Annotated in this window: 18 protein-coding genes; 11 read left to right on the top strand and 7 right to left on the bottom strand. The window is 66.3% G+C overall.

Translation table 11 applies throughout. The features are described from left to right. Positions 1-225: 225 nt before the first annotated feature. Entirely contained in the window at positions 226-1,425 is a 1,200-nt protein-coding gene (locus E3O65_RS04895) for an aminotransferase class I/II-fold pyridoxal phosphate-dependent enzyme (RefSeq protein ID WP_134362577.1), read from the bottom strand. Positions 1,426-1,503: 78 nt separating this feature from the next. On the opposite strand from E3O65_RS04895, the gene E3O65_RS04890 reads away from it, so the two are divergent. The 7 genes from E3O65_RS04890 to E3O65_RS04860 all read left to right on the top strand — a co-directional run bounded on the left by E3O65_RS04890 (position 1,504) and on the right by E3O65_RS04860 (position 8,885). Beyond that, positions 1,504-2,070 (top strand): hypothetical protein, encoded by a 567-nt coding sequence (locus tag E3O65_RS04890; protein WP_134362576.1) that lies wholly within the window; start codon positions 1,504-1,506, stop codon positions 2,068-2,070. 104 nt (positions 2,071-2,174) lie between these two features. Then, positions 2,175-2,903, top strand: coding sequence for a hypothetical protein (locus tag E3O65_RS04885; protein WP_134362575.1), 729 nt, complete (start codon positions 2,175-2,177; stop codon positions 2,901-2,903). A 118-nt stretch (positions 2,904-3,021) separates the two neighbouring features. Continuing rightward, positions 3,022-4,620 (top strand): S1C family serine protease, encoded by a 1,599-nt coding sequence (locus tag E3O65_RS04880; protein ID WP_134362574.1) that lies wholly within the window; start codon positions 3,022-3,024, stop codon positions 4,618-4,620. 133 nt (positions 4,621-4,753) lie between these two features. Then, positions 4,754-5,815, top strand: coding sequence for a glycosyltransferase family 2 protein (locus E3O65_RS04875; RefSeq protein WP_241985663.1), 1,062 nt, complete (start codon positions 4,754-4,756; stop codon positions 5,813-5,815). Further along, positions 5,812-6,624 (top strand): CDP-alcohol phosphatidyltransferase family protein, encoded by an 813-nt coding sequence (locus E3O65_RS04870; RefSeq protein WP_134362573.1) that lies wholly within the window; start codon positions 5,812-5,814, stop codon positions 6,622-6,624. The genes E3O65_RS04875 and E3O65_RS04870 overlap by 4 nt, the downstream gene beginning before the upstream one ends. Continuing rightward, positions 6,611-7,510 (top strand): glycosyltransferase family 2 protein, encoded by a 900-nt coding sequence (locus tag E3O65_RS04865; RefSeq protein WP_241985664.1) that lies wholly within the window; start codon positions 6,611-6,613, stop codon positions 7,508-7,510. Before E3O65_RS04870 ends, E3O65_RS04865 begins: the two co-directional genes overlap by 14 nt. A gap of 73 nt (positions 7,511-7,583) precedes the next feature. Continuing rightward, positions 7,584-8,885 (top strand): hypothetical protein, encoded by a 1,302-nt coding sequence (locus tag E3O65_RS04860; protein ID WP_134362572.1) that lies wholly within the window; start codon positions 7,584-7,586, stop codon positions 8,883-8,885. 39 nt (positions 8,886-8,924) lie between these two features. On the opposite strand, the gene E3O65_RS04855 is transcribed toward E3O65_RS04860, so the two are convergent. Further along, the gene (locus tag E3O65_RS04855) at positions 8,925-9,842 is read right to left on the bottom strand and encodes a hypothetical protein (protein ID WP_241985665.1); all 918 of its coding nucleotides are present in this window, start codon (positions 9,840-9,842) and stop codon (positions 8,925-8,927) included. Positions 9,843-9,930: 88 nt separating this feature from the next. Between E3O65_RS04855 and E3O65_RS04850 the strand changes: the two genes are divergently transcribed. Then, positions 9,931-10,254 (top strand): helix-turn-helix domain-containing protein, encoded by a 324-nt coding sequence (locus E3O65_RS04850; RefSeq protein WP_166785654.1) that lies wholly within the window; start codon positions 9,931-9,933, stop codon positions 10,252-10,254. Here E3O65_RS04850 and E3O65_RS04845 read toward each other — a convergent pair. Genes E3O65_RS04845 through E3O65_RS04835 form a run of 3 tightly spaced genes read right to left on the bottom strand, consistent with a single transcriptional unit; the run spans position 10,221 to position 12,506 of the window. Beyond that, on the bottom strand, positions 10,221-10,967 hold the full coding sequence (locus tag E3O65_RS04845) for an ABC transporter ATP-binding protein (protein ID WP_134362570.1): 747 nt from the start codon (positions 10,965-10,967) through the stop codon (positions 10,221-10,223). The genes E3O65_RS04850 and E3O65_RS04845 overlap by 34 nt on opposite strands. Beyond that, positions 10,967-11,767, bottom strand: coding sequence for an ABC transporter permease (locus E3O65_RS04840; protein ID WP_241985666.1), 801 nt, complete (start codon positions 11,765-11,767; stop codon positions 10,967-10,969). Before E3O65_RS04840 ends, E3O65_RS04845 begins: the two co-directional genes overlap by 1 nt. A gap of 46 nt (positions 11,768-11,813) precedes the next feature. After that, a complete protein-coding gene (locus E3O65_RS04835; protein ID WP_134362569.1) occupies positions 11,814-12,506 on the bottom strand; it encodes a phosphocholine cytidylyltransferase family protein in 693 nt (230 codons plus the stop codon). 261 nt (positions 12,507-12,767) lie between these two features. Between E3O65_RS04835 and E3O65_RS17550 the strand changes: the two genes are divergently transcribed. The 3 genes from E3O65_RS17550 to E3O65_RS04820 all read left to right on the top strand — a co-directional run bounded on the left by E3O65_RS17550 (position 12,768) and on the right by E3O65_RS04820 (position 16,252). Beyond that, positions 12,768-14,297, top strand: coding sequence for an ABC transporter ATP-binding protein (locus E3O65_RS17550; protein WP_422386401.1), 1,530 nt, complete (start codon positions 12,768-12,770; stop codon positions 14,295-14,297). After that, a complete protein-coding gene (locus tag E3O65_RS04825; protein ID WP_241985667.1) occupies positions 14,273-15,847 on the top strand; it encodes a hypothetical protein in 1,575 nt (524 codons plus the stop codon). The genes E3O65_RS17550 and E3O65_RS04825 overlap by 25 nt, the downstream gene beginning before the upstream one ends. Before the next feature lie 114 nt (positions 15,848-15,961). Beyond that, positions 15,962-16,252: a DUF3039 domain-containing protein gene (locus E3O65_RS04820; RefSeq protein ID WP_134362568.1), complete on the top strand. Its 291-nt coding sequence runs from the start codon at positions 15,962-15,964 to the stop codon at positions 16,250-16,252. A 16-nt stretch (positions 16,253-16,268) separates the two neighbouring features. Here the strand turns inward: E3O65_RS04820 and E3O65_RS04815 are convergent, their stop codons facing one another. Both E3O65_RS04815 and E3O65_RS04810 read right to left on the bottom strand, forming a co-directional pair. After that, a complete protein-coding gene (locus E3O65_RS04815; RefSeq protein WP_134362567.1) occupies positions 16,269-17,591 on the bottom strand; it encodes a nicotinate phosphoribosyltransferase in 1,323 nt (440 codons plus the stop codon). A 58-nt stretch (positions 17,592-17,649) separates the two neighbouring features. Then, positions 17,650-18,882, bottom strand: coding sequence for a beta-ketoacyl-[acyl-carrier-protein] synthase family protein (locus E3O65_RS04810; RefSeq protein WP_198411659.1), 1,233 nt, complete (start codon positions 18,880-18,882; stop codon positions 17,650-17,652). Positions 18,883-19,053 lie beyond the last annotated feature (171 nt).

The raw sequence follows: 19,053 nt of genomic DNA, 5'->3' as shown, positions 1-19,053 counted from the left end.
GGCCCGCCCCGCCGGCCCGCCCGGCCCGCCCGGCCCGCCCGGCCGGCACTCGCCCCGCCGGCGATGTGTGGCTAACTCCTGAGAATTCTGACGTGCCCTGGCCTCGGCCCCGAACAACACACGGCAGCGGATGCCCGGCCGGGTGAGTTACAGGAGTTAGCCACATCCAGGCGGGCGGGCAGGCCCCCGCCTGCTCGGGTTTCGTGGTGTTCGGGGAGTGGCTGGCTACCGGGCGGCGATGCCGGCCAGCTGCGTGGCGGCACGCTGGAGCACGTCCACCTTCTTGCAGTACGCGAATCGCACCAGGGAGGCGTACTCCTGCCGGTGCTGCGCGGAGCAGAACGCGCTGATCGGGACGGCCACCACCCCGGCCAAGTCAGGCAGCACCCGGCAGAACTCGGCGCCGTCCGGGTAGCCGAGCGGGGCAGCATCCGCCACGATGAAGTACGACCCCTGCGGCCGGCTGACCCTGAATCCTGCCGCGGACAGCCCTCGCGACAGCACGTCGCGCTTGGCCTGGAGGTCGGCGGCGATTCCGCTGTAAAAGCTGTCGGGCAGAGCGAGGCCTCGAGCGATCGCGGGTTGGAGTGGCGCACCGTTCACATAGGTGAGGAACTGCTTCACGGTCAGGACCGCGGTGACCAAAGCCGGAGGAGCGGTAAGCCAACCGATCTTCCATCCAGTCGTGTTGAACGTCTTACCGCCGGAGGAAATCGTAATCGTGCGCTCGGCTGCGCCCGCAAGCGTCGCGATCGGAACGTGGGCGACGCCGAAGGTGAGGTGCTCGTAAACCTCATCGGTAACGATGAGCGCGTCGTGACGGTTCGCGAGGGCGACGATGAGCTCGAGCGTCTCGCGCGGCAGCACGGTGCCCGTGGGGTTGTGCGGATTGTTCACGATGATCAGCCGGGTGCGGTCGCTGATCGCGGCTCGGAGATCGTCGGGGTCCGGCAGAAAATCGGGCGCCCTCAGCCGCACCGTGCGATGGATGCCGCCGCCCAACGCGATCAGACCGCCGTAGGCGTCATAGAACGGTTCAAGGGTGACCACCTCGTCGCCCGGCTCGATCAGCGCAAGTATGGTCGCGGCCAGTGCCTCGGTAGCACCCGCCGTCACCAGGACCTCGGTGTCGGGATCGACGGACAGGCCATAGAAGCGGTGCTGGTGACGCGCGATGGACTCTCGCAGAACAGGGAGCCCACGTCCCGGCGGGTACTGGTTCACCCCGTCGGAAATCGCCTGGCGGGCGGCTTCGAGCACCTCGGCCGGGCCGTCTTCGTCGGGGAATCCCTGACCCAGGTTGATGGCGCCGGTGCGCTGGGCGAGGGCGCTCATCTCCGCGAAAATGCTCGCTGCGACGCTGCCGTCATCTGCGAGCAGGCCAGCCCCGCTTGAGGTGCGTCGCCAGGCTCCGGAAATTGTCATCGTTTCACCTGCATTCCTCCAAACTACGACATGTGGATAGTTCGAGCGCGGCCGCGCCGGATGCCCTAGGTTGGCCGGATGCGGACCGTGACGCGTGACCTCACCTTGAGCACCCTGGCACTGCTCGTCGCGCTGTCCCTGGCCGGGTGCACGCCCGAGCCGGAACCGCAGGCGTCGGAGAGCACCGCGCCGACGGATGCCCCCGTCTTCGCCTCTGACGAAGAGGCTCTCGCTGCAGCCACAGAGGCCTATGCGGCGTACCTGACCGCAGGAGACGTAGCGGAGGGGCCTGGAACACCAACACGGGAGCACTTTTTCTCTTTGAGTGCTGGCGATGCGCATGAGCAGGATCTGTCTATCAGCTCTTCATTTGACGAGAAGGGATGGACACAGATTGGTTCGACGTCCTTTGACTCGATGGCAGTCCAGGCCATAAAAATTAACGACGAAAATATGTGGGAGATACGGGCCTACGTCTGCCTGGACGTCTCTGCTAGCGACATCGTGGACTCGAATGGAGTATCGGTCTCCAAAGCCAATCGTCCCCTTCGAGTACCGCTAGAAGTAGCCTTCATTCGAGGCCAAGACAATGGCCATCTGCAAGTTTCGGAGTCACGGGTATGGTCTGGGTCAAACTTTTGCTAACCGCAATCCTTGTCTCGCTGGTCTTTGTCTCTTCAGCATTGATCGCAACGGCGGAAGATGGAGATTGCCCATATCAACTCGCCGTCGCTGGGCTCTGCCCAACGATGTCGGGAAACGTAAACAACGGAGGTGTGGACCTGTCGGCGGGGTACGAGACCGGCGGCGGCGGCGGCCAGGAGCCCGGCGGTGGCCCTGGGGCCGGGGTCGGGGCCGGGTCCAGTTCCGGGGGCGCTGGGGGTGGCTCCGGCGGCGGGGTTCCGGGAGCGGCGCCCGTTGCCGATCCGCTGACGGTTGTGCGGGACGACTTCACGGTCGGCTGCATCCCCGGGTCCCCGTGTGATCCGAATCTCATCGTGCGGGTCAGTGATCTGATCAACTTCCAACCGTCGGCACCGACCCAGGCGATGGAGCCTCGGGGCTGGAGCGTGGTGGGGTTGCCCGCGAACTTCATCGCCGCCGCATCCGTTCACACGCTCTCCGGCAGTCTGCTCGGGTATCCGGCCGAGGTGCGCTTCACCCCCATCGGCTACCGCTGGTCGTATGGCGATGGGGCAGAGGCCGGAACGACATCCGGTGGGGCGACCTGGACGGCACTGGGCCTGCCCGAGTTCTCCGCCACCCCGACCAGTCACGTGTTCCGTCGTGCGGGTGCCTTCTCCGTACAGGTCTCCGCCGTGTACTCGGCTGAGTATCGATTCGCAGGATCCGCCTGGCGCTCAGTGCGGGGTACGCTTCCGGTGCCGGCCGAGCCCCTCGGCGTGACTGTGGGCGACGCCCAGACCGTGCTCGTCGACCACACCTGCATGACGAATCCGGCCGGTCCTGGCTGCTGATCAGAAGGATTGACCAGGTTACGCGCAAGTCACGGCTCCGTCATTGAATGCTCCCAGCTTGCGCATATCATTCGCACAGGTTCACGCGTCAAGGTGGAATCGCTTGGAAGGAGCACCCATGACCGACAACACACCGGAAACCGGCGCATCACCCGATTCCGACAAAGACGCAGTGCCGTTTGAAGTGAACGCAGCCGGCGAGGCCGTCGCCCCGGCGCAGCCCGCTTCCGTGGCCTCGTCGCCGAGTGCTCCCACCGCCCCCACGACCCCCGCAGATGAGCAGTCGGCCGAGGTCATCGAACCCGACTCCCTGCCCGCCGCCACCCAATCTGCAGCCTCTCAACAGCCTGCGTCTGGTACACATCCGACACAGGCCTACGCGACGGATGCCTTCGGTAACTCCATCCAAGGGCACCCCGCCCAGAATGCCTACGCGCCGAACGCGACACCGCAGTTTTATGCCCAGAAGGACGGTCAGACCGGGTTTCCCGCCGACCAGGCCGGCGCGGCGCGCAAGATGCCGCGCCGCTCGGGCAATATCGCCCTGATCGCGGCGCTCGCCATCGGAGCGCTCGTCGGAGGGGCATCCGGCGCCGGTGTGACCGCGTTCGTGCTCACCAACCAGAGCAGCGGAATCCCTGCCAGCGAGGCCAGCGGCCCCAACAGTGTCGTGGTCAACAACACTGACAGCGTCAACCAGATCACCGCCGTCGCGGCGAAGGCCACGCCCAGCGTCGTTACCATCAATGCGTCCGACGGTAGCTCCGGCGGAACCGGATCCGGCGTCATCCTGACCGAGGACGGTTACATTCTCACGAACACCCACGTGGTCACCCTCGATGGCGCCGCTTCCGAGGCCGCGCTCCAGGTCACCGGAAGTGACGGCAAGCTCTACACCGCCACCCTCGTCGGCACCGACCCGATCTCGGACCTCGCCGTGATCAAGCTCGAAGACGCCAGCGGGCTGACGCCCATCAAGTGGGCCGACTCCAGCAACCTCAATGTTGGCGACACGGCCATCGCCATCGGCGCCCCGCTCGGCCTCTCCGGCAGCGTCACCGACGGTATTGTGAGCGCGCTCAACCGCAGCATTTCGATCGCGTCCTCGGCCGCGCCGAAGACTCCGGACAGCACTGAGCCCGACGACCAGAGCCCGTTCTTCTTCGACCTGCCCGATCAGAACGGCGGGCAGCCTCAGGCTCCGTCCACCGGCAGTATCTCGCTCTCGGTGATTCAGACGGATGCCGCGATCAACCCCGGCAACTCCGGCGGAGCACTGCTCAATTCCAAGGGTGAGCTGATCGGCATCAACGTTGCCATCGCCAGCGCCGGCGGTGAATCGGCTGCGGCGGGCAGCATCGGCGTCGGCTTCTCAATCCCGTCGAACCTGGTCAAGCGCATCTCCGACGAACTGATCGCCACCGGAACCGCCAGCCACGGCCTGCTCGGCGCCAGCGTCACCAGCGCGGCCGGCAAGGAAGGCAGCACTACCGTCGGTGCCCTGATCAGCGAGGTCTCCCAGGGCGGGGCGGCCGACAAGGGCGGCCTCAAGGCGGGCGACATCGTCACCAACCTGAACGATGTTCCGATCACCGACGCGAACGACCTCACCGCCCAGGTGCGGTCTCTCGCGGCCGGGGAGGAGGCCGACGTGACCTATGTGCGTGACGGCAAATCCGTCACCGTCTCCGTCACTGTCGGAGAACTCACCAGCTGACCGCTCGCTCCTTCACAGCCCCCAGCTGCGCCACCGGTGAATGCACCGGCGGCGCAGCTGGCGTTAACGGACCCGATGCGGGCCGTAAAGGGGTGGCTGGTAGGCTCGGACATCCCTCCAGAAGAATGGAACTATGACCAGCCAGGAGTCCACTTCCGGAGTCAAATCCCTGCTCGGGGTTTCCTATGTGATGCCGGTCCTGAACGACGTGACGCATGTGCGCGCCGCCGTGACCAGCCTGTTGTGCCAAGACTACGAGGGACCGTTCGAGGTCACGCTGGCACTCGGTCCGAGCATCGACGGAACGAACGAGCTGGTCGAAGAGATGGCTGCGGTCGATCCGCGCATCCGTATCGTCGCCAATGAAATCGGCTCCACGCCGGCCGGGCTGAACACCGCCATCCGCGCCTCCCGGTACCCGGTCGTCATTCGCGTGGACGCCCACTCGGTGCTGCCGCCGGACTATGCCCGCATCGCGGTGGAGACCCTCGAACGCACGGGCGCCGACAACGTCGGTGGTGTCATGGATGCTCAGGGTGAGAGCCCGTTCCAGAAGGCCGTCGCCCGCGCCTATGGCACCAAGATCGGCCTCGGCGGAACGCCCCTGCACGTGGGCGGTCCGGAAGGGGCGGCGGAAACCGTGTACTTGGGCTGCTTCCGGATGGCGAGCATCGTGCGCGTGGGCCTCTTCGACGAGGGCATCAAACGCGGCCAGGACTGGGAACTCAACCGGCGACTGCGCGAAGCCGGCGGCACCGTGTGGTTCACGCCCCGGCTCCGGGTCGTCTACCGGCCACGCCCGAGCCTGGCCCGGCTGGCTCGGCAAATGGTGTCCACCGGCCTCTGGCGCGGGGAACTTGCGCGGCGCTATCCGGCGTCCAATGGCATCCGTTACTTCGCACCGCCCGTGATGGTCTTGGGCGTCTCGATCGGGGTATTGACCGGACTGGCCGGCCTGGTGCAGCTGTTGACCGGGGTAACCCCGTGGCTGTTGCTCGGGTTCCTGATCCCCGCTGCCTATCTGCTCCTGGTGGTAATGGCCACGGCGCTGGTCACCCGGCCGGACGGGTTTCGTGCCGGGGTGTGGTTTCTCGTAGTCTTGCCCTGCATTCACTTCTGCTGGGGGATCGGCTTCCTGCTCGGGTATTTGACACTCACCACCAACATCACGGCCCATACCGGAAGGCAACCATGACGTCAGCGAATCCCGCGGCGGCTCGCCCCTCCTCGATTGACGAACTCCGCCGGGTGGCCCAGCCGCCCGAGGTGCGGCTGCGGGCGAATGCCGAGCACTGGACGGCTTCCCTCTACCTGCGCGACATCTCCCCGTACCTGACCTGGCTGCTGCTGAAGACCCGCATCTCGGCGAACGGTGTCACCGGCTTGATGATCCTGGTCGGCTGGTCCACGGCTGCCGCACTGCTCATCCCCGGTATCTGGGGCGCGTTGCTCGCCCTCCTGCTCGGTCAGCTGCAGATGTTGGTCGATTGCTCCGACGGTGAGGTTGCTCGCTGGCGTCGGCAGTCCTCCCCGGCTGGCGTGTTCCTCGACAAGGTCGGGCACTACACGACCGAGGCGCTTATCCCGATCGCGTTCGGTATCCGTTGCGCCTTCTACCCGTTCGAGGCTCCGGCCGACTTCCTCTGGACCACGCTCGCCCTGCTGCTCGCCCTGATCATAGTGCTGAACAAGGCGCTCAACGATATGGTGCACGTCGCCCGCGCGAACGCAGGGATGACCAAGCTCGCGGACCGCAAGCACGAGCAGACCCCGACGTCCAGCCTCATCGCCCGCGCCCGTCGCCTGGCCCGGTTCCTACCGTTCCACCGGCTGTACCACTCGGTCGAACTGACCATGCTGATCTTCGTCGCCGCGGTCGTCGGCAGCTTCCTCGGCGAGCCAACGGTCGACCGGTTTGTGCTGGTTCTGCTCGTGCCGCTCGCGTTCCTCTCACTGGTGGGCCACTTCGTGGCAATCATGGCGTCTAAACGTGTCCGGTCCTAGCGCCGCACCGGTCAGCCACACCGTGCCGACCGTGGGGGTCGTGGTGCTCACGCAGGGCACCCGCCCCGACGACCTAGCCCGCGGCATCCGGAGCATGCTGGTTCAGCAGGGCGTGCGGCTGGACGTGGTGTGCGTAGGCAACGGCTGGCAGCCGACCGGTCTGCCGGCCGAGGTCAAAACCCTCGGTCTGCCCGAGAACCTGGGCATCCCGGCCGGGCGCAACCGTGGGGTGTCCCAGGTGTCCGGGGAATTCCTGTTCTTCCTCGACGATGACGCGAGCATCCCGGACCCGAATTTCCTGCGTGACGCCATCGCCATGCTGAGGGCGGATCCGACCATCGGCCTCCTCCAGCCACGGGTGGTCGATCCGGCGGGCATCGAGTCGCCCCGACGCTGGATCCCGCGCATCCGCAAGGGCGAGGCCGATCACTCCAGCAACGTCTTCTCGGTCTGGGAGGGTGCCGTCCTGCTTCCACGGGCCGTCTTTGACGCAACCGGAGGCTGGGCCGAACCGTTCTTCTACGCCCACGAGGGCATCGAGCTGGCCTGGCGGGTCTGGGACCTGGGGCTGCGCGCCTGGTACGCCGGCGAGTTGGAAGCCAACCACCCGGTGATCCAGCCCACCCGGCACGCCGACTACTACCGCCTCAACGCCCGCAACAGAGTCTGGCTGGCCCGCCGCAACCTTCCGGCTCTGCTGGTGCCCGTCTATGCCGGATCCTGGCTCCTGATCCAGCTGCTCCGGTGGGCGCGAAAGCCGAGTGCCCTGCGCGCGTGGCTCGCCGGATTCCGGGAGGGCTGGACCACAGACCCGGGGGAGCGGCGCCCGCTCAAGCCACGCACCGTGTGCCGGATGACACTCGCCGGTCGGCCGCCCATCGTCTAACGATTCCGTCGTCAAGATCCCCTTCGGGGGTCAAGTCGCTCGTGGCGACCGACATGGCCGGTACTCTTGACGCGTGGGTATACAAAGGGACGTCAGGCTTGGGATCAAGCTGGTCAGAGACGTCACGGCGTCGCGCAAGGCACAGCGTCTGCTGAACGGGCGGTTGTCCAAACGGGAGCCGCTGCCCCGGCAGCACTTCAAGATCGCCGTCTACTTCGCCGACGGCGGCGTCAACCTCTACCAGATGCGGCAGTGGTACAAGCCGTTCGCCAAACTCGCCAAGACGTGGCCCGTGCTGGTGCTGAGCCGAAGCGGGGCGGGTGCCCTTCCGCTGATCGAGGAGTCACCGGTGCCGGTTGCCTACGTGCGCCGGGTCGCCGACCTCGAGCGGGTCCTGGCCGAGCAGGACATCCGGGTCGTGTTCTACGTGAACCAGAATCCCCGCAACTTCCAGATGATGCGCTACGGGCGCCGCTGGCACGTTTTCATCAATCACGGTGAGAGCGACAAGATGTACATGGTCACCAATCAGATCAAGGCCTACGACTACTCCTTCGTCGCCGGTGACGCCGCCGTCGCCCGCCTCGACAAGGTGCTCTGGGATTACGACTTCGACAAGCGCGCGATCAAGATCGGGCGCCCTCAAGCCGACTACTACTCGGGGGCGACCCCCTACGTCGCGGACGAACGCCAAGTCATCCTCTACGCCCCGACCTGGGAGGGCGACCGACCGGCCGCAGCCTACGGCTCCGTCGCCACCCACGGTGTTGCCCTTGTGGCGGCGCTGCTGAAATCGGCTCATCATCGGGTGATCTACCGCCCGCACCCTCGAAGTGGCGTGGTCGACTCGGAATATGGAGCGGCCAACAAGGCCATCATCGCCGCCATCGCCGCGGCGAACGCGCGGGATGCTTCGGCCCGGCACATCTATGACGCCAGCCCCGATCTGGGCTGGCAGCTCTCGGCCGCGGATGTGGCGATCGTCGATATTTCAGCGATGGTCTACGACCGCCTGGCCTCGGGTAAAGCTCTGATGGTCACTCGCCCGGTGCACCCTGCCGCCCAGATCGACACCAGCGGCTACCTCTCCGACTGCGAGTGGCTTCAGGCGGACCGGGCCGGGAACATACTCGACGTGCTCGATGACCTCACGCATAACAACGAGGCCCGGGACCGGCTCAAGGACTGGGTTGAACGCTACTTCGGCGATACCGGCCCCGGCGTGGCCACGGAACGGTTCCAAGCCGCCGTGACCCACCTGATGCAGGAGTGGGAGCGCTGCGACGCCGAACACCCGCAGGCGGTGCGTATCGAATCAGTGAACTCGACGGATGAGGCGCCGACGCTCGAGGTCACGGAGGCCGAGGCGCTCTAGCCGGCGCTCGCGACGGGCCGGCAGGGCGCTTCGACTCTGCTAGACTGCGGGAGGTGTTGCGGGGTCGGCTGTGGGTGGCTGCGCGTCGAGGGTGCGGGGCATCCGGCGACGCCCGATGCGCCCGATACGCCCGATGCGCCCGGTGAGGCCGGCCAGCGGTACGCGGGCCAAGCCGGGAAGGCGGCCTGCTGAGGTCTCCCGGTCGGCGAACTCACGCACCTTAGGGTCCAGTTCCGGGCGGAAACCGAACGGCGGCTGGCCGAACGCAAGCCGCGAGGAGTGCACGACCCGCTTGCCCAGGATGTGGTTGCCGGCACCGCCGATGATCGCTCCCACGCCAAATGGCAGTGCCTTGCCGATCACGCTGGCGCCGCCCTTGGCCGCGAACTGCCGGATGAAGGAGCTCTGCAGCCGGTCGGTGAGCGGGCCCATGATGGCCCGGGGAATGCTGGTCGTGACGAGTTCGCCCCAGTAGGCGGTGCGCGGTGATCCGGCTCCGGATGCCTGGCCGGCCAGCTGGCGCACGAGATCGGAGCCCTCCCGGCCGAGCATCATGGTCATGACCAGGGCGCGTGCCCGATCGGGATCGTCGACGGCAATGCCGTGCACCTCACTCACCGACTGCGTGAACAGCGCGGTGGCCTCGAGGAACCCGGCCGTCTCGACCCCGGACAGTGCCAGGGTGACGCCCGTTCCGACGCCAGGAATGACGGCCGTCGCACCGACGGCAGCACCGCCGGTCGTGACCGCGGCGAGGTAGCGCCGCTCAAGAATCTGGATGATCTCCCACGGCGTCGCGTGGGGGGAGCGGCGACGCACGGAACGAATGTGTGCCAGCACGGCGGGTCGTTGAATCGCCATCACGCGGTCGAAGCCCGTGATGATTCCCGACGGCAGCTGGCCGCCTTTGGGCAGGCCGCCCGTCTCAGAGATCAGCGGTTGTGGCTTTCTGGCCATCAGAGTGCCCTCCTTCGGTCTCGTGTTGAGTTTACGTGCCCTGCCTGAGCCTCTGGCGAAATCCCCGGCGCGCGCCTATACACAGAGAATGCCTGAGCCGACGTCAGAAGCATCCCGCATCCTCGGTATTCGTCTGCGTCACCGTCGCCGCCAGCTCTCCCTCAACCAAGAAACTGTGGCGCATCTGGCCGGCCTCAACGTGTCCAACTATGCCAGGATCGACCGCGGTACCGGCAACCCCACGTTTCACACCCTGATTCGGCTCGCCACGGTGCTCGGCATGGAAGTGAGCGACCTGGTCACCGGGTTCAACGCGGATCATCTGCCCCCCAGTAGAAACGGCGTGCCGGCACCGGATGCCGCGGCCGCTCCGCTGGGTCAGGCCGGCTTGATTCCGTATTGCGAGTTGTAGAGCGCCAGCACCTCGGCAATGGGGGCGTCCAGCACCAGCGCGCCCTTGTCGAGATAGAGGCCGCGGGTGCAGAACCGCTTCAGATCGCGCTCGTTGTGGGACACGAAGAACAGGGTGCGCCCGCCGGCGAGGAGCTCCTCGATCCGGCGGTAGCACTTCTCCCGGAACGCCTTGTCGCCGACCGCGAGCACCTCGTCCACGAGCAGGATGGGTTCCTCCAACCGCGAGATCACGGCAAACGCGATGCGAACCTTCATCCCGCTGGACAGATGCTTGTAGGGGGTTTCGACGAAGTCGGCGATCTCGGCGAACTCGATGATCTCGTCAAAGCGTTCGGCGATCTGCCTCTTCGTCATGCCGTGCAAGCCCGCGGTCAGGTAGACGTTCTCGCGCACGGTGAGGTCGTCGACGAAGCCGCCCGTGATCTCGATCAGGGGAGCGACGCCCTCGGCGACGCTCACGGTACCCTCGTCGGGCAGGACGACGCCGGTGACCAGTTTCAGCAGAGTCGACTTGCCCTGGCCGTTGCGCCCGACCACACCGATGGCCTCGCCGGGCTGCACGGTGAACGCCACGTTGCGGAGTGCCCAGAACTCGCCGGGACGAATACGACGTCGGCGCGCGGAGAACATGTCCTTGAATGAGCGACGGCCGCGTCGGTTCCGGCGAAAACGGATGCCGACGCCCGACAGCGTGATCACGGGTGCCTTCACTAGATCTCCTTCAAAACGGCGCGTTCGGTGCGGGAGAAGACAACCAGGCCGAGAACGAGGAAGAGCACGGACATCAGCGCGCTGATCAGCACGAGGGTCCAGTCCAGCTGTTCAGGGAAGAACGCCGCGCGATACAGGCTGAACAGGCCGCTGAGCGGGTTGAAGCCGGCCCAGAACCGGAGGTCGGCAGGCAGGTCAGCGGTGCCATAGATCACCGGGGAGGCGTAGAACAGGAAACGCAGGATGAGCTTGACCGCCCGCTCCAGGTCGCGGAAGAAAACAACGAGCGGTGCCACGATCAGCCCGATCCCGGCCGTCAGGATCGTCTGGATGAGGATCGCCAGCGGAAACAGAGCCGCGCCGGCGGTGACCTCGGCCCCGGCCACGAGTGCGAACAGCAGCAGCACCGGGATGGAGGCCACGAACTCGATGCCCTTGGACAATACGAGACGGTTGACCCAGATCGTGCGGGGAATGCGGGTGGACCGAATCAGCTTCGCCTCACGCAGGAAAGCACGGGTGCTGTCGGACACCGTGCCGTTGAACCACATCCAAGGCAGCAGCGCCGACAACAGAAAGACGATGTAGGGCTCGTTGCCGACGGTGCGCTGGAAGACCTGGGTGAAGACGAACCAGTAGATCCCGGCCATCACCAGCGGATCGAGGATCGACCAGAAGTAGCCCAAAAGCGACGTCGAGTAACGCACCCGAAGGTCCCTCTGTGTGAGCAACCAGAGGGAATGGCGATACCGGGCGAACGACGTGCGCTGCTCAGGGCGCACTTCCGCGTAACTACTCACGCGGTCTATCGTAGGGGCGCGACGCGCGGCCTCGCGAAATGAACCGCTAGACGAACAGGTTCGCCCGTTCGAGATCCTCAGCGAAGTCGACCTCGACCGCGTAGAAATCGGAGATATCAAGAGGTTCGACCAGGAGGTTGTTCTTTTCGATCGCAAGCTCGATTCCGCGCTCGAAGTAGTCTTGATCGGCGACCTTGGTGAGGTGGTGCAGCAACACGGCCTTGTACGAGCTGGAGATGTAGTTGATGCCAACGGCCTCGCCCAATCCGCCCCTGACGGTCTTGGAGAGCTCCTTGATGTAGCCCTCGGCGCTGGTCGTGTACTTGACCTCCTCGTCGGACACCTTGGACGTGTTCACGGTCACGAAGGACTGGTCCCGGGCCACCATTGCTGCGGCACGGTCGAGGATAGCCGGGTCGAACACGACGTCGCCGTTCATCCAGAGGACACCGCCGGTTGTTGATGCCTGAAGTGCGCGCATCAGGCTCTTCGACGTGTTGGTCTGGTCATACTCTTCGTTGTATACGAAGGATGCCTGGGGGAAGGCCTCAATGATGTGCTCGAGCTTGTAACCGACGACGATGGTGACCTTGGCCTTCTTGCCGAAGGCGTGGGCGATGTTGTCGAACTGCTGCTGCATGATCGTTCGACCGTCGTTGAGTTCGGTGAGCGGCTTGGGCAGCGAACGACCCAGTCTGCTACCCATGCCTGCTGCCAAAATGACTACCTGGGTGGTCACGATTGTCTCCTCAAAAAAAATTCGAGTGACCAAGGCAACTCGTCGTCGTACCGAGTTTGTCTAAGGTTCACTTCTAAGTTCATGTATAGACACACCGTTATGCCAACTCGAGAGTACCCTACCCCCTCTAGTGGAGGGAAGAGGCTGCCGCCTTCCGTGTTGCTTTCGTGACTCTGAATGCCTGACCGGATCCCGTCGAAATGTCGGCGCGAATGACCCCCGATCTCTGCGATGTCAGACGGTCCTTGGTAGGTTAGCGAGGTGACTCCCGAGCCCCCGAAATCCGAGCCCGACACGCAGACGGCGGCTGCGACCGCGCCAGAACCCGCACAGAAACAGGGTTCGGCTCCCGCTGAGGTGCGCACGACGCCGGTGCGTAAGGCCCCGGTTCGCAAACCTTCGGCGCGACCGGCGGCTACCCCCCGAACGACCACACCCCGAACGACCACGCCGCGGAAGCCGGCGGCCACGACGACCCCGAACAAGAAGTCGGTTGTCGCCGCGGAGCATGAACGGACCGCACCGGAAGCTGGCGCCGAAACGCCGAAGTCCGTTCCGGCGGGCACGACCGCAGCCCGGGCAACGGCGGCGCGAACCGCCGCGGCGAGGTCGGATTCAACCGCGAAAATCGGCGCGGCTCGGGCGACCGCTGCAAAGGCCAGTGCGGCCAGGGCTGCGGCGAAGCGTGCGGCGGCCCTCGCCGCTGCCGCCGCGGCGCTCACACCCATAGTCGATGAGCCCACGGCCGTCGTCGCCGATCCAGACTCGCCCCCGCCGGTGCTGCCGGAGGGCGACGCACCGAAGCTTACCGAGGGCGAGGCAACGACCGTCCTGGATGCGGACGTGCCGACTACCCCGTCGGTGGATGCCCCGCCGGACCCAGAGCCTGACCTGCCCCTGGCGGCGGAGTCGGCCGCGCCGGCCGAGTCTGTCGCATCCGAAGCTGCGGCCCCCGCGAAACGTCCCGCGGGCAAACGTGCGCCGCGCAAGCGCACTCCGGTGCCGGTGCGGGCCACGCCGGACCCGAACGCGTCGGTGGTGCTGTCCGTGAGCGGACTGCGCAAGAGCTTCGGACACACTGTGGCGGTTTCGGGGATCGACCTCGAGGTTCGTGCCGGTTCGTTCTTCGGAATCGTGGGTCCTAACGGCGCAGGCAAGACCACGACGCTCTCCATGGTCACCGGGCTGCTGCGCCCGGATGCGGGCAGCGTCACCGTGAACGGCATCGACGTCTGGGGCAGCCCGATCGCGGCCAAACGCATCATCGGCGTGCTCCCGGACCGTCTGCGGCTGTTCGACCGGCTGACCGGCGCCCAGCTGCTCTACTACTCCGGCGTGCTCCGCGGTCTCGACCACGTCACCGTGCGCCAGCGCTCCGCCGACTTGGCCGCAGCATTCGGTCTGGAGGATGCGCTCAACCGTCTCGTTGCCGATTACTCGGCCGGAATGACGAAAAAGATCGCGCTCGCCTGCGCCATGATCCACTCGCCCCGGCTGCTGGTGCTCGACGAGCCGTTCGAGTCCGTCGATCCGGTCTCCGCCGTCAACGTCACGGAGATCCTGCAGAAATACGTTGCCAGCGGCGGAACCGTGGTGCTGTCCAGCCACGGCATGGACCTGATCCAGCGTGTCTGCGACCACGTGGCCATCATCGTGCAGGGTGCCGTACTGGCATCCGGCACCATCGACGAGGTCAGAGGCGAAAAAACGCTCGAGGAACGCTTCATCGAGCTGGCCGGCGGACGCAAAGTTGCGGAGGGCATGGAGTGGTTGCACAGTTTCTCGGACTGAAGGTCCGCCTGCTCGTCAACCTCTTTCGGCGCAGTCCCTGGCAGGTAGTCGGCATCTCCGTCGGCCTGCTCTACGGGCTGGCCCTGGCCGTTGGCCTCTTCGTGGTGCTGGTGGGCCTGCGTTTCACGGGTGATGTTGTGGCCGTTCGCGACGGCCTCGTCGTCGCCGGGTCGCTCGTCGTGGTCGGATTCGCGTTGTTCCCGCTGGTGTTCGGAATCGACGACAGCATGGACCCGCGCAAATTCGCGACCATGGGCATCCCGACCCCACGACTGGCTCTCGGTCTCGCCTTGTCCTCGTTGATCGGCGTGCCGGCATTCGTCCTGGCGGTCGTGCTGGTCGGCACCATCGTGACCTGGTCCCGGGGCGTGGTCGAGACGCTCCTTGCCATGATCACCGCCGGGCTGTTGCTCGCCACCTGCATGCTGGTGTCTCGGGTGAGTACGTCTGTGGCGGCATTCTTGCTGGCGACGCGCCGATCGCGCGAGTTCACCGGGATCATCGGGGTGCTGCTTCTGGTCATGATCGCCCCCGTCGTTCTGCTGGTGCTCAACTTCGACTGGGGGCGGTATGGCCTCGATCTGATCGGCGGGGTGGCGGCAATCCTGGGCTGGACCCCCCTCGGCGCGGCCTGGGCCGTTCCCGGGGATGCGTCCACGGGTCTCTGGGGGGCGGCCGTATTGAAGCTGATTCTTGCCACGGCGACGACGTACCTTCTGTGGCTGGCCTGGCAGGCACTGGTGGCACGGATGCTCGTCACGCCCGGCCGCGAAGCCCACGTGCGCCACTACGGCGGACTGGGCTGGTTCGACAGCATGCCGCACACCCCGGTGGGCGCGATTGCGGCCCGCAGTCTCACCTACTGGCGCCGGGACTCGCGGTACTGGATGTCGGCACTCATCATCCCGGTCATCCCCGTGATCGTGATCCTGCCGCTGTCCTTCGCGGGGGTTCCGATCACGTACCTGGCGCTGCTCCCGGTGCCGCTGATGAGCGTGTTCCTGGGTTGGACCCTGCACAACGACGTCGCCCTGGACCACACTGCCGTGTGGCTGCACGTGGCCTCCGGCACGCGGGGATTTGCGGACCGGATTGGTCGCCTCGTTCCGGCGCTCTTCGTCGGGATCCCCATGATCGCGGTCGGTTCTGCCATCAGTGTCTCGGTGTACGGCGACTGGGCGGTGATGCCGTCGATCCTGGGGGTGAGTACCAGCATCCTTCTGACCGGGCTCGGTTTCTCGAGCTTCTCGTCGGCCCGCTTGCCGTACCCGGCCAGCAAGCCGGGGGACAGCCCCTTCGTGCAGCCGCAGGCATCAGACGCCGCCGCCGCACTTATTCAATCACTGACCTTCGCGGGGTCCATCCTCCTGTCACTCCCGGCGCTCGCCTGCGGCATCCTGGGCGTTTTCGTGGACCCGGTCTGGAACATCCCAGCGCTCGTTCTCGGCGTCGGCGTGGGCCTGTTCACCCTCGTCGGTGGGGTGTGGCTGGGCTCGCGCACATTCGAGCGGCGTGGCCCGGAGATGATCTCCTCGGCGGTCCGCGCCTAGGCATGCCGACGTCGTTGACGGGCGACGCACGTCGAACTCGAATCCCGGATCGGGCCCGGTGCCGGAACCAGGCGGGCCTGCCCATACGTTCGCGGGTTGTTTTAGACTGGGCCTATGACTGAAAACTTTCGCTTGAGCATTGCAGAACCCGGCAACCCGGGCGCAGGCGGCGGCACGTCCACGCTCGACCGCGAGCTCGAGGAGCTCATCAACCAGGAGCAGATCGAGCCGGGCGATCACGAACGGTTCTCGCACTACGTTCCCAAGGACAAGATTCTCGAATCGGCCATCTCCGGCAAGCCCGTGCGGGCCCTCTGCGGCAAGAAGTGGCTGCCCGGACGCGACCCGGAGAAGTTCCCCGTCTGCCCGACCTGTAAGGCCATCTATGAACGGATGAAGGCCTGACCGGCGGGTTCGATTCCTAGCGGTATAGCGTCGGGATCACGGGATCGCCGCGGCCGAGGCGGAAGGCCTCGATCGGGAGTTCCTGCATGACGGCTGCATTGTGAGCGCGGGCACGAGTGGTGCCGGCGGCCCCGAGGTAGCGTTCGTCAATCACGCCGTCGGTGATCAGAGGCACGAGCAGCATCCGATCCCGGCCCCCGGCCTCGGCAGGCGGGGTGGCATCGGCGGGATCCTCGCCAATCAGGATGACCTCCGCGCGGGCGATCCCCGCGGCGTCGAGGCGGCGTACGGAGCGCTTGCGGCCGCCGACTGAGGCCTTCGCGGTCGAGGTTTTGGCGACCGAGACCCACTCCCCGTCATCGCCCTGATGGGCGACGAGTTTGTAGACCATTCCCGCGGCGGGCGAGCCCGATCCGGTCACGACCGAGGTGCCAACGCCGAAGGCGTCCACGGGCGACGCGGAGAGTGCGGCTATGGAGAACTCGTCGAGATCGCTGGTGACCGTGATCTGCGTGTTGACCGCACCGAGGGAGTCGAGCTGGGCGCGGGCTTCCGCGACCATGGTGGGCAGGTCTCCGGAGTCGATCCGGATCGACCCGAGAGCCGGGCCGGCCACCTTGACGGCCAGGTCGATGCCCTTCACGACGTTGAAGGTGTCGACGAGCAGAGTGGTCGCCGGTCCGAAGGCGGCGACCTGAGCGCGGAAGGCATCCTCCTCAGTGTCGTGCAGGAGGGTGAAGGAGTGGGCGGCCGTGCCCATCGTAGGGACACCCCAGCTGCGGCCGGCCTCGAGGTTGCTGGTGGAGGCGAAACCGGCGATGTAGGCGGCGCGGGCGGCCGCGACCCCGGAGTACTCGCCCGTGCGGCGCGAGCCCATTTCGGCGAGTGGTCTGCCCAGGCTCACCGACACCATCCGTGCTGCCGCACTGGCGACGGAGCTGTCGTAGTTGAGCACGCTGAGAATGAGCGTCTCGAGGATCACGCACTCGGCGAAGGTGCCGTCAACCGTGATGAGGGGAGAGCCCGGGAAGTACGCCTCGCCCTCCTGGTAGCCCCAGATGGTGCCGCGGAAGGCGTAGTCGGCGAGCCAATCGAGGGTGGGCTCACGCACCACGTGGTTGTCCCGGAGCCAGGTGAGCTCGGCGTCCGTGAACCGGAAGGCACGGATCAACCCGAGCAGGCGGCCGGTTCCGGCCACAATGCCATACCGACGGCCTGACGGCAGGCGGCGGGCGAAGGCCTCGAACTGGCACTCCCGACCGGCGGTCCCGCTCTGGATCGCGGCGTCCACCATGGTGAGTTCGTACCGGTCGGTGCGGAATGCTGAAGATTCGGTCACCTTGGAAGCCTAACCGCCCCGGCAGGTGAGCTCTCCTGCCAGGGCCGGCACCGAAGGCCTACAGCGCTCCGAAGGCGACGATGCAGTTCTGGCCGCCGAAACCGAACGCGTTCGCCAGGGCGAACTTCACCGGCTTCTCCCGGGCAACCTTCGGCACGTAGTCGAGGGTGCAATCCGGGTCGGGGGTCGTGTAATTGATGGTGGGCGGGATGATCCCGGTGCGAACCGACAGGGCACAGAGCAATCCGGAGAGGGCGCCCGCGGCCCCGATCATGTGACCGGTCATCGATTTGGGGGCGGTGACGGCGATGGCGTCGGCCGCGTGCCCGAGCGCCTGGCGGATGGCCGAGGTCTCGGCCCGGTCGTTGGCCTGGGTGGATGTGCCGTGGGCGCAGATCATGTCGATGTCGTTCGGGTTGAGCTTTGACTTGATGAGGGCACGGGTCATGGCCAGGCTGGCGAACTTACCGGTGGGTTCGGGCGCGACGATGCTGTGGCCGTCGCTGGTGAGGGCTCCGCCCAGCACCTCCGCGTAGATTTGAGCGCCGCGGGCGCGGGCATGGGAGAGGAGCTCCATCACGAAGACGACCGCGCCCTCGCCGAAGACGAGGCCGTTGCGGTCGGCGTCGAAGGGGCGGCTGGCCTCGGCCGGGGAGTCGTTGTTCTTGGACGCCGCGTGCATGGCGTTCAGGCCAGCGAACATGACAGGCGTGATCGCCGCCTCGACACCGCCGGCGATGACGACGTCCGCGTCTCCCATGACAAGCATGGTGCGCGCTTCGAGGAGGGCGTAGGCCCCGCTGGCGCAGGCCAGGGCGCTCGCATTGACGGGGCCGTGGATGCCCAGGTCGATCGCGACCTCGCAGGCGGCCATGTTGAGTAGGGCGGACGGCACGAACCGTGGTGGGATGCGGCGGGAGTCGCCGGAGTTGACGAGCTCGGTGGCCTCCTGAATCTCTGCGAAGCCGCTCACGGCGCTGTTGACGACGACCGCAGTGTCGATGCCTTCCATGGAAGCGCCGAAGCCGGCATCCGCCACCGCCTCGCGGGCCGCGGCTATCGCGAGCTGCGACGCGCGTGAGGCTCGCTTGACCTGCTTGACCGTCATGTGATCGGCCGGAACAAAGTTCTTCACCTCACCTGCGATCTGTGTCGGCAGGCCGGAGGGGTCGAATTGAGTGATTCGGGCGACGCCACTCCGGCCGTTGACGAGGCCAGACCACGTGTCGCGCCAATTGTTGCCCAGAGGCGTCAAAGCGCCCAGCCCGGTGATTACGACTCGATCATTCACGGTGATCATCTCCTCAAACGACGAATGTGACGTCATTCTGGTGAGGCATCCGTCGGTTGGCGGCGGCCATAACCCGAGTGTAGTTACGGCCATATTCCCCGATCGGAACGTGCCGGCGCTCCTGAGCGGAGCCTGAGAATATGCCTTCAATCTCCCTGTTCGGGGGTCGCG

It is taken from the genome of Cryobacterium breve (assembly GCF_004402375.1).
Classification (GTDB): domain Bacteria; phylum Actinomycetota; class Actinomycetes; order Actinomycetales; family Microbacteriaceae; genus Cryobacterium; species Cryobacterium breve.
Note: the sequence above shows the minus strand (reverse complement) of the source record. Positions and strands in the feature narration are given on the sequence as shown.